Origin of the sequence: Conyzicola nivalis, assembly GCF_014639655.1 — a bacterium.
GTDB classification, from domain to species: Bacteria; Actinomycetota; Actinomycetes; order Actinomycetales; family Microbacteriaceae; genus Conyzicola; species Conyzicola nivalis.
The window spans coordinates 2425473-2438658 of sequence record NZ_BMGB01000001.1 but is presented as its reverse complement, the minus strand read 5'-3'; the positions used below and the strand labels follow the sequence as shown (position 1 = coordinate 2438658).

Sequence of the window (13186 nt, the reverse complement as noted above, 5' to 3'; positions counted from 1 at the left end):
GATGCCCCCGCTGCCGTTATTCGCCGCCGAAAGCCCACGTGCTCGACCGATGTGCGTCAAAGCGACGCACTTCAGTCGAGCACGGGACACGGCGAACTAGAAGTAAGTTCTACGCGGAAAGTTCGGTGCGACCCTTGCGGCGACGTGCGCCCAGGATCGCGCGGCCGGCACGGGTACGCATCCGGAGACGGAAGCCGTGCACCTTGGCGCGCTTGCGGTTGTTCGGCTGGAAAGTTCTCTTGCTCATAGTGGTATCTCCAAAGCCCAGCTCTGAAGGCCGGAAAGACGAGGTTTGGCCCGAAGGCAGAAGTCAACTGATTAAAAGTACGGCGTTAAACCGCCGTGGTCAAACCTGAGGCGGTACTTCAAGGTTATCCACATCTGGATAAGTGGGGTTGGTGAGTGCACAGGGGTAAGAACTAAGGTGAAGACTTACGCCATTCTTCGAGGCGAATCCGGTAAATTGCCGACGCGCAGCAGTTATCCCCTCAGTGGATAACTCTGTGAATAACTTTTTGATTGTGGGAACAAGAACGCATGGCCGAAATAGCTGACTCGACCCCTGAGATTTGGAAATCGGTGCTCACCAGACTCACGTCTGACGAACGCATCACTCCACAGCTCCTCGGTTTCATCAGCCTCGTCGAGCCGAAGGGCGTCATGGCCGGCACCCTCTACCTCGAGGTTCCCAACGAATTGACGCGCGGAATGCTCGAGCAGCGCATCCGTCTTCCTCTGCTCAACGCCATCGCCGGACTGAGCGAAGACCAAGAGGTCATCAACTTCGCCATCGTCGTGAACCCCGACATCCAGCACGATTCGCTCGAACAGGATCCGGGCATCGGCGAGCAGGCCGCCTACATCGAACCGCAGCTGGTCCCCGCACCGGTCGACTCCAGCAATCCGGGCCGCCGCTCCGATTCCCGGCTCAACCCCAAGTACAACTTCGACAACTTCGTCATCGGTGGTTCCAACCGCTTCGCGCACGCCGCCGCGGTCGCCGTGGCTGAAGCCCCGGCGAAGGCCTACAACCCCCTCTTCATCTACGGCGACTCCGGTCTCGGCAAGACCCATCTCCTGCACGCCATCGGCCATTACGCAGAGAGCCTCTATCCGGGAATCCGTGTTCGCTACGTCAGCAGTGAAGAATTCACCAACGACTTCATCAACTCGATCGCGAACAACCGGGCCTCTGTCTTCCAGTCGCGGTACCGCGACATCGACATCCTCCTGATCGACGACATCCAGTTCCTCCAGGGGAAGGATTCGACGCAAGAGGCTTTTTTCCACACCTTCAACACCCTGCACGACCACAACAAGCAGGTGGTCATCACCAGCGATCTCCCGCCCAAGGCGCTCACCGGCTTCGAAGACCGCATGCGCTCTCGCTTCGAGTGGGGTCTCATCACCGACGTGCAGGCGCCCGATCTCGAGACCCGCATCGCCATTCTGCGCAAAAAGGCACAGAGCGAGAAGCTCCAGGTCGGCAACGAGATCCTCGAATACATGGCCTCGAAGGTGTCGTCGAACATCCGCGAGCTCGAGGGAACCCTGATCAGGGTCACCGCGTTCGCCAGCCTGAACCGCCAACCGGTCGATCTCGCCCTGGTGCAGACAGTGTTGAAAGACCTGATCACCCTCGACGACGACAACGTGATCGCGCCGGTCGACATCATCAACCACACCGCGGAGTACTTCAAGCTCACGGTCGACGATCTCTACGGGTCATCCAGATCTCAAGCGGTCGCCACCGCCCGCCAGATCGCCATGTACCTGTGCCGGGAAATGACGAACCTGTCGCTGCCCAAGATCGGGCAGCTGTTCGGCAACCGCGATCACACCACCGTCATGTACGCCAACAAGAAGATCACGGAGCTCATGAAGGAGCGCCGGTCGATCTACAACCAAGTGACCGAGCTCACGAGCCGCATCAAGCAGAACCACCGCTTCGGCAAAAACTGAGGTCTCAGGCGGAACCCGAGTTTTCACACAGTATGAAATCCCTGTGGATAACTGGGGGAACTCGCCGGGAAAGCTGTTGGGGAATTACAAGATTCTGTGGAAACGGGTTGTGGGGCGCTTCGGAGCAGTGACAAAAGTTGTCGGTTAATTCCACAGGCCGTCAACAACTCACACTCGTGTAGTTTCCAGCAGCGCCGTGGATTTCTTGTAGTTACTAACAGTTCGCACAGCGGTTAACACTGTTGTTCTTTTAAATCCTTATTGGTTGGCGAGAGATAACCTTGGACCCTGCGCCGATCGGGCCCCTCTGGCCTGTGCCAGTATTAACCGGCTAGACCGACATCCACCAGTGACAGGGGTTACATCCGTGAAGTTCCAGGTAAATCGCGACGTCTTCAGTGAGGCAGTCTCGTTCGCCGTGAAGTTGCTTCCTCAGCGCACCACCCTGCCGATCCTGAGTGGAATCCTGATCGAGGCCACCGAAGCCGGTCTCACGCTGTCGTCGTTCGACTACGAAGTCTCCGCTCAGACCGAGATCGCGGCGGAAGTCAGCGACCCGGGCAAGGTGCTCGTCTCCGGTCGCCTCCTCGCAGACATCGCCAGCCGGCTCCCCAATGCGCCCGTGACCTTCGCGACCGAAGAGGGTCGCATCACCGTCTCGTGCGGATCCGCGCACTTCACCCTGCTGAGCATGCCGGTCGAGGAGTACCCGACCCTGCCCCAGGTATCAGCACAGTCGGGCTTCCTGCCGGCCGAACTCTTCGCGAACGCCGTGTCGCAGGTAGCGGTGGCCGCATCCCGCGACGACGTCACGCCGGTCATCACCGGAGTGCAGCTCGAGATCGCAGACAACAAGCTCTCTCTCATCGCAACCGACCGCTATCGTGTCGCGGTCCGCGAGATCGAATGGACCGCGGATGAATCGGTGACCGATGTCATCACGGCGCTGGTTCCCGCCCGCACCCTCATCGAGATCGGGAAGACCTTCGGCCACAGCGGCTCGATCTCCGTGGCGATCACCTCGAGCGACGAACGCGAGCTCATCGCGTTCCAGGCCGACAAGAAGACCGTGACGTCGCTGCTGATCAAGGGCAACTTCCCGCCCGTGAAACGACTGTTCCCCGACGTGGTCGACAACTACGCCGTCATCAACACCGCCGAACTCGTCGAGGCCGTGCGCCGAGTGTCGCTGGTGCTCGAGCGCGAAGCCGCGCTGCGTTTCAGCTTCTCGGTCGATGGGCTGACCCTCGAGGCCATCGGCTCCGAACAGGCGCAGGCCTCCGAGACGATCGACGCGTTCCTCACCGGCGTCGACACCGTCGTCTCCCTCAAGCCGGCGTTCCTGCTCGACGGCCTCGGCGCCGTGCACTCGGAGTTCGTGCGCATCTCGTTCACGAAGACCGACAACCCCAACAAGCCCGGACCCGTGCTCATCACGAGCCAGTCCTCCAAGGACCAGGCGGGTGCTGACAACTACAAGTACCTTCTGCAGCCCAACCTGCTCCTGCGCTAAACCCACCACACAACACCCGTACTAAGGAATTTTTATGCACATTGGGCTCATTGGACTCGGCAAGATGGGCAACAACATGCGCGCTCGCCTGCGCAAGGGTGGCATCGAGGTGACGGGTTACGACCCGAACCCCGCCGTCTCCGACGTTGCCAGCCTCTCCGAACTCGCCGCGGCGCTGCCCGCACCCCGCATCGTCTGGGTCATGGTGCCGTCCGGCAAGATCACCTCGGGCGTCATCACCGAGCTGGGCACCGTGCTTTCCGAGGGCGATCTCGTGATCGAGGGCGGCAACTCGCGCTTCACCGACGACTTCAAGCACTCGGCGGAGCTCGCCGAGAAGGGCATCAACTACGTCGACGCCGGTGTCTCCGGTGGAGTCTGGGGTCTCGAGAACGGATACGGCCTGATGGTCGGCGGAAACGCGACCGACGTCGAGCGTGCCATGCCGATCTTCGACGCGCTGCGCCCCGAAGGTCCCCGCGCGGAGGGCTTCGTGCACACCGGCGAGGTCGGCGCTGGCCACTACGCCAAGATGGTGCACAACGGCATCGAGTACGCACTGATGCAGGCGTGGGCCGAGGGTTACGAACTGCTCGACACCCGCAAGGACATCATCAAGGACGTCACCGGAACCTTCGAGGCATGGCAGCGCGGCACCGTCGTGCGCTCCTGGCTGCTCGAGCTTCTCGTGAAGGCGCTCAAGGAAGACCCCGAATTCAAAGAGATCGAGGGCTACGTCGAGGACTCCGGCGAGGGTCGCTGGACCGTCGAAGAGGCGCTCAACAACGCGGTACCGGTTCCCACGATCAGCGCGGCGATCTTCGCGCGCTTCGTGTCGCGCCAGGGTGACTCGCCGTCGATGAAGGCAGTCGCAGCCCTGCGCAACCAGTTCGGCGGACACTCCGTCCGCAAGGCGGAATAGCACCACCTCGCTCGTGATCGTCACCCAGCTCAACCTCACCGACTTCCGTAACTACGAAACCGTTGACGTTGGGCTGGTGACGGGCGCGAACGTCTTCGTCGGCAGCAACGGACAGGGCAAGACCAATCTGGTCGAGGCCCTCGGCTTCCTGAGCACGCTCGGATCCCACCGGGTGTCGACCGATCACGCGATGGTCCGGGCGGGCCAGGACGCAGCGATCGTGCGGGCCAGGCTGCAGAACGGCGACCGCGAGATCCTCGCCGAGGTGCAGATCAACCGAACCGGTGCCAACCGCGCGCAGATCAACCGGTCGGCCATCAAGACCCGCGACCTGCCCCGTTACTTCTCCAGCATCCTGTTCGCTCCCGAAGACCTCGCCCTCGTACGCGGCGAACCGTCCGGCCGCCGCCGCTACATGGACGAACTGCTCGTGCAGCGGTTTCCCCGCTTCAGCGGCGTGATGGTCGACTACGAGCGCGTTCTGAAACAGCGCAACTCGCTGCTCAAGTCGGCACGAGCATCCGGTCTTCGCGAAAGCGGACTCTCGACGCTCGAAATCTGGGACGAACGCCTGGTCGAATTCGGATCGGAACTGATCCAGGCCCGCAGTGCGCTCATCGCCGAACTCCTCCCCGAGGTGAAGGCCGCCTACTCGGCGATCGCGGGCGCCGACCACCGGGCGTCGCTCGCCAGCTATCTCAGCATCCTGTCGAGCGACGCCGGCGACGAGGCGACGATCGAGCAGACCGCGGTGCGCGGCGGGGCTTTGGAACTCGACGAGATCGCCAAGAATTTCCGCGCCGCGCTCGCGCGCCTCCGGCGCTCCGAGGTCGATCGCGGAATCACCCTCGCCGGACCGCACCGCGACGACCTCGTGCTCGAACTCAACGACCTGCCCGCGCGAGGCTATGCGAGCCACGGCGAATCGTGGTCCTTCGCGCTGTCGCTCAAGCTCGCGGCGGCCGCCGTTCTGCGGCGGGAGTCGTCGACGGGAGACCCCGTGCTGATTCTCGACGACGTGTTCGCCGAGCTCGACGAGTCGCGCCGCGGCCGCCTAGCGTCGGCGATCGACGGCTTCGAGCAGGTGCTCATCACCGCGGCCGTGCTCGACGACGTTCCGAAAGAACTGGCCGGGCATATCGTGCGCATCCGGGCCGGCCGTATCGTGGAGGGGGAGGAATCGTGACGAATCAGGTTCCGCCGCGCGACAACGACGAGGCCCGCGCGGTGTACCTGCGCTTCCGGCAGCTCTTCGGTACCGGCGTCTTCAAGTCGAACGATCAGAAGAAGCGCGATAAGAGAGTGGATGGCGCGAGCGTGCCTTTCGGCGCGGGCCGCGACCCGCTCGGGCTCTCCGACGTCATCGACGGGCTCACGACCAACATGGGGTGGACCTCCCCCCTCGCCCAGTCCGACCTGGTCGCATCCTGGATCGAGATCGCCGGCGCGGAGACGGCGGAACACTCCACGCCGACCGGTATAGAAGACGGTGTGCTCACCATCCAATGCGATTCCACCGCGTGGGCCACGCAGCTGCGGCTCATGCGCACGCAGATCACCACGCACATCGCGTTGCGGTACCCGGACGCCAAGATCCAGTCGGTTCGCTTCGAAGGGCCGAACGCCCCTTCCTGGAAACGGGGCCCCAGATCAATTCCAGGCCGGGGCCCGCGCGATACTTACGGCTAGGTAGACAAATCTGGTCACCCCTCCACAGAACGCGCGCCATACGGCCATAGAGCGAGCGGCGGGGGTCGCGATTTGGTAGACTTAAACGGCCGTCGAGCGCGTCCCATTGTGGGACCACAATCTCGGATGGCGTGATCACAGACGCGGCAGGAGCACAATTTCAGATGGCGACTATTCCCACCGAGGATCTGCACGACGACAGCTACGGCGCAGACCAGATCCAGATTCTCGAGGGGCTTGAAGCCGTTCGCAAGCGTCCCGGTATGTACATCGGATCGACCGGCCCGCGGGGTCTCCACCACCTGGTCTACGAGGTGGTCGACAACTCCGTCGACGAGGCCCTCGCCGGCTACTGCGACCTCATTCTCGTCACGATGCGCAAAGACGGCTCGATCCGGGTTCGCGACAACGGCCGCGGTATCCCGGTCGACATCAACAAGCAAGAGCAGAAGTCGACCGTCGAGGTCGTTATGACTATCCTGCACGCTGGCGGAAAGTTCGGCGGCGGCGGCTACTCCGTCTCGGGCGGACTGCACGGCGTGGGTATCTCCGTGGTCAACGCGCTCTCGAGCGAGGTCGACACCGAGGTGCGCCGTCAGGGACACGTCTGGCGCATGAGCTTCAAAGACGGTGTGCCGACCGCGCCGCTCGAAAAGGGCGAGGCGACCGACGAGACCGGAACGCAGCAGACCTTCTGGCCGAGCAAAGAGACGTTCGAGACCGTCGAGTTCGACTACGAGACCCTCCGCGCACGCTTCCAGCAGATGGCGTTCCTCAACAAGGGGCTGCGCATCACGCTCACCGACGAACGCGGCGAAGAAGACGTGGTTGAGAGCTACATGTACGAGAAGGGGCTCGTCGACTACGTCGAGTACCTGAACAAGGCCAAGAAGGCCGAGCTCATCCACCCCGACATCATCGCGTTCGAGTCGGAAGACACCGACCGCAAGATCTCGCTCGAGGTCGCGATGCAGTGGACCAACGCCTACACCGAGAGCGTGCACACGTACGCGAACACCATCAACACCCACGAGGGCGGAACCCACGAAGAGGGCTTCCGCGCCGCGCTCACCACGCTCGTCAACCGGTATGCCCGCGAGAAGGGCATCATCAAGGAGAAAGACGAGAACCTCTCCGGCGACGACGTGCGCGAAGGATTGACCGCCGTGATCTCGGTGAAGCTGGCCGAACCGCAGTTCGAGGGCCAGACCAAGACCAAGCTCGGCAACACCGAGGCCAAGGCGTTCGTGCAGCGCGTGGCCGGCCAGCAGCTCGGCGACTGGTTCGACCGCAATCCCACGCAGGCGCGCGACGTGATCCGCAAGGCCATTCAGGCCTCGCAGGCGCGCCTCGCCGCCCGCAAGGCGCGCGAGCAGACCCGCCGCAAGGGTCTCCTCGAGTCGGGCGGAATGCCCGGAAAGCTGCGGGACTGCTCGTCGAAAGACCCCTCGCTCAGCGAGATCTACATCGTCGAGGGTGACTCCGCAGGCGGCTCGGCCGTCCAGGGCCGCGACCCGCAGTTCCAGGCGATCCTCCCGCTGCGCGGCAAGATCCTCAACGTGGAGAAGGCGCGCCTCGACCGAGCGCTCGGAAACGCCGAAGTGCAGGCGATGATCACCGCCTTCGGTGCCGGCATCGGCGAAGACTTCGACCCCGAGAAGGTTCGGTACCACAAGATCGTCCTGATGGCCGACGCCGACGTCGACGGCCAGCACATAACGACTCTGCTGCTCACCCTGCTGTTCCGCTACATGCGCCCGCTCATCGACCACGGCTACGTCTACCTCGCGCAGCCGCCGCTCTACCGCCTCAAGTGGACGAACGCCGAGCACCAGTTCGTGTACAGCGACAAGGAGCGCGACGGAATGCTCGAGCTCGGCCTCGCGGCCGGCAAGCGCATCCCGAAGGAGAACGGCATCCAGCGCTACAAGGGTCTCGGCGAGATGGACTACAGCGAGCTGTGGGAAACCACGATGGACCCCGCGACCCGCACCCTGCTGCAGGTGACCCTGGACGACGCGGCGGCGGCGGACGAGATCTTCTCGACCCTCATGGGCGAAGACGTCGAATCGCGCCGCAACTTCATCCAGCGCAACGCCAAAGACGTGCGCTTCCTCGACATCTAATACCCACCTCGGTCCCTGAGCTTGTCGAAGGGATCGGCGCTATGGCCCCTTCGACAAGCTCAGGGACCGGCTAAGGAAAAGAACCATGGCTGACGAAACAACACCAGACGGCACCGAAGCCGCCGAACCGACGTTCGAGAACGCTGTCATCGACACGCGTCACGACAAGGTCGACCAGGTCGACCTGCAGCTCGAGATGCAGCGGTCGTACCTCGACTACGCGATGAGCGTCATCGTCGGCCGCGCGCTGCCCGAGGTTCGCGACGGCCTCAAGCCGGTGCACCGCCGCGTGATCTACGCCATGTACGACGGCGGCTACCGTCCCGACAAGGGCTTCAACAAGTGCACCCGCGTCGTCGGCGAGGTCATGGGCCAGTTCCACCCGCACGGCGACTCGTCGATCTACGACGCGCTCGTCCGCCTGGTTCAGCCGTGGAGCCTGCGCTACCCGCTCGCCCTCGGCCAGGGCAACTTCGGTTCGGCCGGAAACGACGGCGCCGCGGCGCCTCGATACACCGAGACCAAGATGGCCCCCCTCGCCATGGAGATGGTGCGTGACATCGACGAGGAGACCGTCGACTTCATCCCCAACTACGACGGCAAGACGCAGGAGCCCGTCGTGCTGCCGGCGCGCTTCCCGAACCTCCTCGTCAACGGTTCCGTCGGCATCGCCGTCGGTATGGCGACCAATATCCCTCCGCACAACCTGCGGGAGGTGGCATCCGGAGCTCTCTGGGCGCTCGAAAACCCCGAGGCTCCGCGCGAAGAGCTGCTTGAAGCGCTCATCGAGCGCATCAAGGGCCCCGACTTCCCGACCGGAGCGCAGGTTCTCGGCATCAAGGGAATTCAGGATGCCTACCGCACCGGACGCGGGTCGATCACGATGCGCGCGGTGGTCAATGTAGAAGAGCTCCAGGGCCGCACCTGCCTCGTCGTCACCGAGTTGCCCTACCAGGTGAACCCCGACAACCTCGCGTTGAAGATCGCCGAGCTCGTCAAGGAGGGCAAGATCGGCGGGATCGCCGACATCCGCGACGAGACCTCGGGCCGCACCGGCCAGCGCCTCGTGATCGTGCTCAAGCGCGACGCCGTGGCCAAGGTAGTTCTCAACAACCTGTACAAGCACACGCAGCTGCAGGACAACTTCGGCGCGAACATGCTCGCGATCGTCGACGGGATTCCGCGCACGCTGCCGATCGACGGGTTCATCACCCACTGGATCGACCACCAGATCGAAGTGATCGTGCGCCGCACCACCTTCCGCCTCAAAAAGGCCGAAGAGCGCATGCACATCCTGCGCGCCTACCTCAAGGCGCTCGACGCGCTCGACGAGGTCATCGCGCTCATCCGCCGCAGCGCCGACACCGAGACCGCGCGCGACGGCCTGATGGAACTGCTCACCATCGACGAGCTTCAGGCACGCGCCATCCTCGACATGCAGCTGCGCCGCCTCGCGGCCCTCGAGCGACAGAAGATCGTCGACGAGGCCGCCGAGTGGGAAGCCAAGATCGCCGAGTACCACCACATCCTCGCCACCCCGGCGCGCCAGCGCGAGATCGTGAGCGAAGAACTCACCGAGCTCGTCGACCGCTTCGGCGACGACCGCCGCACCGAGATCATGTTCGGCTTCGACGGCGACATGAGCATGGAAGACCTCATCCCCGAAGAGGAGATGGTCATCACGGTCACGCGCGGCGGCTACATCAAGCGCACGCGCAGCGACAACTACCGCAGCCAGCACCGCGGCGGCAAGGGCGTGAAGGGTGCGCAGTTGCGGGCCGACGACGTGGTCGAGCACTTCTTCGTCACCACCACCCATCACTGGCTGCTGTTCTTCACCAACACCGGCCGCGTGTACCGCGCCAAGGCCTACGAACTGCAGGAGGCCGGCCGCGACGCGAAGGGCCAGCACGTCGCCAACCTGCTCGCGCTGCAGCCCGGCGAGGAGATCGCCCAGATCCTCGACATCCCCGACTATCAGGCGGCGAAGTACCTCGTGCTCGCCACCCGTCGCGGACTGGTGAAGAAGACCGCGCTCACCGAGTACGACACCAACCGCACCGGCGGAATCATCGCCATCAATCTGCGCGACGAAGACGAACTGGTCTCGGCCATGCTCGTCGAGGAAACGCAGGACGTTCTCCTGGTCTCGCACAAGGGAATGTCAATCCGCTTCACCGCGTCCGACTCGGCGATGCGCCCGATGGGCCGCTCCACCTCCGGTGTGAAGGGTATGGACTTCCGCGAGGGAGACGAGCTGCTCTCTGCCTCGGTCGTCACCGACGCCGGCTACGTCTTCGTCGTCACGGAGGGCGGATTCGCCAAGCGCACCTCCACCGACGAGTACCGGGTGCAGGGCCGCGGTGGCCTGGGGATCAAGGTGGCCAAGCTCCAGGACGCCCGCGGCGATCTGGCGGGCGCGCTCATCGTCTCCGACGACGACGAGGTGCTTGTGGTTCTTGCCAGCGGCAAGGTGGTACGCTCCTCCGTGGCCGAAGTTCCCGCCAAGGGCAGGGACACAATGGGCGTCGTTTTCGCCCGTTTCGCCGAGGATGACAGAATTATCGCGCTTGCGAAGAACAGCGAACGCAATCTAGTTAATCAGGATGGCGAAGTAGTGGTCGGAGAAATTCCGGCGGTGCCCGTCGTCTCTGGAGAGGACGAATCAGTAGATGAGTAGCGTCGCCGAAAAGCTGCAGCGCAAGTCGCAGCGCCCCGTTGCCACCAAGCAGGTCCGTCTCAAGCTGGTCTACGTCGACTTCTGGTCGACCGTGAAGCTGTCGTTCCTCATTGCCGTGTCGCTCGGCATCGTGCTCGTTGTGGCGACGATCCTCGTGTACCTCGTGCTGCAGTCGACGAACATCTTCGAGACCCTCGACAAGACGCTGGCCGAGATCCTGGGCGACGAGTCGTTCAGTATCACCGACAGCTTCTCTCTTGTGCAGGTGTCACTGTTCACCGTCGTCGTGGCGATCCTCAACATCATCGTGGGCACCGCCCTCGGCGCGATCACGAGCGTTCTCTACAACTTCAGCGTGCGGATCACCGGCGGACTGCTGGTCGGTTTCACGAACAACTAACCCAATGCGGGCGCCTGGTCGCTCGATTGGGATTCCCGGCGCAGGTACGGTACTCTCGAATCTGCCCGCGGGGGTATAGCTCAGTTGGTTAGAGCGCTTCACTGATAATGAAGAGGTCCCAGGTTCAAATCCCGGTACCCCCACTGTGACTCACGAGAGTGAGTTCAACCCTTCGGGGCCTTAGCTCAATTGGTAGAGCGCCTGCTTTGCAAGCAGGAGGTCAGGAGTTCGATTCTCCTAGGCTCCACATGTTCACCGTCGCCTCTGTGTAGGCGACTTTCTTCGTTAACGGGCGGGCGGCGTTCACCCGCTTCCTGCCGCCCGTTAACGGGCGAAGGCCCGCCGTAGCGGGCCCTCGTGCGTTGTGCTGTTCTAGATGGCGCCTACGGCTCCGGGGTCGACGGTGTCGGCTCCGGGCTCGAGGTCGTCGTCGATCCACAGGTCGTCGTCGGCGCGCAGCGTCTGCCACACGGCGTACGCGACACCGGCGACGGCGACGACGCCGAGACCGATGAGGATGTACTTGCCTGGGCCGCTCTTCGGCTTCTCGACGATGCCGACCTTGCGGCCGATCACCGTGGCGTTCTTCGACACGTTCTTGCTGAACGTCTCGGCCTTCTTGCCGAGCTTGTCGGCGCGCTTCGCGATCTGCTTCGAAGCCTCCTCCGAGCCGGCGGAGACGCGGCGGATGGCGTCGCGAACCTGCGGGCTCTTGGCGGCGTCGAGAACGGCGAGGGCCGAAGCAATCGCCGAGGCGAACGCGGGCAGCACGTCGTGCTCGATCTTGTCCTTCGCGGTGGACGCCACCGTCTGCGTCGCCGTGATGCCGGTGTCGACCACGGGCTTCAGGTTCGACTCGTACGCGTCCTTCACCCGCGGGCTTACTTCTTCGCGAGCGTAGTTGGCGGCCTGGTGGCGCGCCTCACGAACTACGCCGCCGGCGTGCTCGAGCACGTCCTTCTGGCTTTGCAACAGTTCCTCGGCTTGCTTCTTGAGCCGAGTGAACTCTCGCTGCCGCTTCCGTGACAGTCCCATTGAAAAACCTCCGTCGTCGTTGTGCAGCGAACGATCCAATCTTGTCACGCCACTCTAGCGAGCGAAACGGCTAGGCCTGTGAGCCGCCTGTGCGCTAGCGGGCAGCGAACGGAGAGGCTATGCAAGAATTGTGACTATGTCTTCGCATACTGCTGTCGCCACGATCACCACCAACCTCGGCGTTATCAAGGTCAACCTCCTTGGCAACCACGCCCCCAAGACCGTCGATAACTTCGTCGGACTGGCAACGGGCACCAAGGAATGGACCCACCCCGCTACAGGCAAGGTTTCGACCGACAAGCTGTACGACGGCATCATCTTCCACCGCATCATCAAGCAGTTCATGCTCCAGGGCGGCGACCCGCTCGGCAAGGGCATCGGCGGACCCGGTTACGAGTTCGACGACGAGATCCACCCCGAGCTCAGCTTCAATGAGCCCTACGTACTCGCCATGGCCAACGCTGGCACGCGCGGCGGCAAGGGCACGAACGGCTCGCAGTTCTTCATCACCACGGTTCCGACGCAGTGGCTCCAGGGCAAGCACACCATCTTCGGCTTCGTCGCCGACGACGAGTCGAAGCGCGTCGTCGACGCGATCGAGGCCGTGCCCACCGATGGAAGCGACAAGCCCCTCAGTGACGTCGTCATTGAGAGCGTTACTGTCGACCAGGTCTAGACACTCCCGTGACGGATACCGACAGGAATCCGGACAACTTCTGTTACCGGCATCCCGACCGGCAGAGTTTCATCATCTGCCAGCGGTGCGGTCGCACCGTGTGTTCGGAATGCCAGACGCAGGCCGCCGTCGGGGTTCACTGTCCCGAGTGCGTGCGCGAGGCGCGTGACAGCGCGCCTCGCA

11 protein-coding genes and 2 tRNA genes are annotated in these 13186 nt (G+C 63.4%); 11 read left to right on the top strand and 2 right to left on the bottom strand.

Going from position 1 to position 13186, the window contains the following annotated elements; all coding sequences use genetic code 11:
* Positions 1–109: 109 nt before the first annotated feature.
* The gene (gene rpmH, locus IEV96_RS12140; RefSeq protein ID WP_188510840.1) at positions 110–247 is read right to left on the bottom strand and encodes a 50S ribosomal protein L34; all 138 of its coding nucleotides are present in this window, start codon (positions 245–247) and stop codon (positions 110–112) included.
* 290 nt (positions 248–537) lie between these two features.
* Here rpmH and dnaA point away from each other — a divergent pair, with 290 nt between their 5' ends.
* The 10 genes from dnaA (at position 538) to IEV96_RS12090 (ending at position 11539) form a co-directional block, all read left to right on the top strand.
* A complete protein-coding gene (dnaA, locus tag IEV96_RS12135; RefSeq protein ID WP_188510839.1) occupies positions 538–1962 on the top strand; it encodes a chromosomal replication initiator protein DnaA in 1425 nt (474 codons plus the stop codon).
* 367 nt (positions 1963–2329) lie between these two features.
* Positions 2330–3475, top strand: a complete 1146-nt coding sequence (dnaN, locus tag IEV96_RS12130) for a DNA polymerase III subunit beta (protein ID WP_188510838.1) — start codon at positions 2330–2332, stop codon at positions 3473–3475.
* Between the two features lie 34 nt (positions 3476–3509).
* Positions 3510–4397 carry a phosphogluconate dehydrogenase (NAD(+)-dependent, decarboxylating) gene (gene gnd, locus IEV96_RS12125; RefSeq protein WP_188510837.1) on the top strand — a complete coding sequence of 296 codons (888 nt, stop codon included), beginning with the start codon at positions 3510–3512 and terminating at the stop codon, positions 4395–4397.
* Between the two features lie 13 nt (positions 4398–4410).
* On the top strand, positions 4411–5583 hold the full coding sequence (recF, locus tag IEV96_RS12120) for a DNA replication/repair protein RecF (RefSeq protein WP_188510836.1): 1173 nt from the start codon (positions 4411–4413) through the stop codon (positions 5581–5583).
* Positions 5580–6086: a DciA family protein gene (locus IEV96_RS12115; protein ID WP_229733282.1), complete on the top strand. Its 507-nt coding sequence runs from the start codon at positions 5580–5582 to the stop codon at positions 6084–6086. Before recF ends, IEV96_RS12115 begins: the two co-directional genes overlap by 4 nt.
* A 164-nt stretch (positions 6087–6250) precedes the next feature.
* Positions 6251–8212 carry a DNA topoisomerase (ATP-hydrolyzing) subunit B gene (gene gyrB, locus IEV96_RS12110; protein WP_188510835.1) on the top strand — a complete coding sequence of 654 codons (1962 nt, stop codon included), beginning with the start codon at positions 6251–6253 and terminating at the stop codon, positions 8210–8212.
* 85 nt (positions 8213–8297) lie between these two features.
* Entirely contained in the window at positions 8298–10892 is a 2595-nt protein-coding gene (gyrA, locus tag IEV96_RS12105) for a DNA gyrase subunit A (RefSeq protein ID WP_188510834.1), read from the top strand.
* Entirely contained in the window at positions 10885–11292 is a 408-nt protein-coding gene (locus tag IEV96_RS12100; protein ID WP_188510833.1) for a DUF3566 domain-containing protein, read from the top strand. The genes gyrA and IEV96_RS12100 overlap by 8 nt, the downstream gene beginning before the upstream one ends.
* Before the next feature lie 69 nt (positions 11293–11361).
* Positions 11362–11435, top strand: a tRNA-Ile gene (locus IEV96_RS12095).
* A 31-nt stretch (positions 11436–11466) separates the two neighbouring features.
* Positions 11467–11539, top strand: a tRNA-Ala gene (locus IEV96_RS12090).
* Between the two features lie 125 nt (positions 11540–11664).
* On the opposite strand, the gene IEV96_RS12085 is transcribed toward IEV96_RS12090, so the two are convergent.
* Positions 11665–12327 (bottom strand): DNA helicase, encoded by a 663-nt coding sequence (locus IEV96_RS12085; RefSeq protein WP_229733280.1) that lies wholly within the window; start codon positions 12325–12327, stop codon positions 11665–11667.
* Positions 12328–12463: 136 nt separating this feature from the next.
* Here IEV96_RS12085 and IEV96_RS12080 point away from each other — a divergent pair, with 136 nt between their 5' ends.
* Positions 12464–13003 (top strand): peptidylprolyl isomerase, encoded by a 540-nt coding sequence (locus IEV96_RS12080; RefSeq protein ID WP_188510831.1) that lies wholly within the window; start codon positions 12464–12466, stop codon positions 13001–13003.
* The last annotated feature ends 183 nt before the right edge of the window (positions 13004–13186 follow it).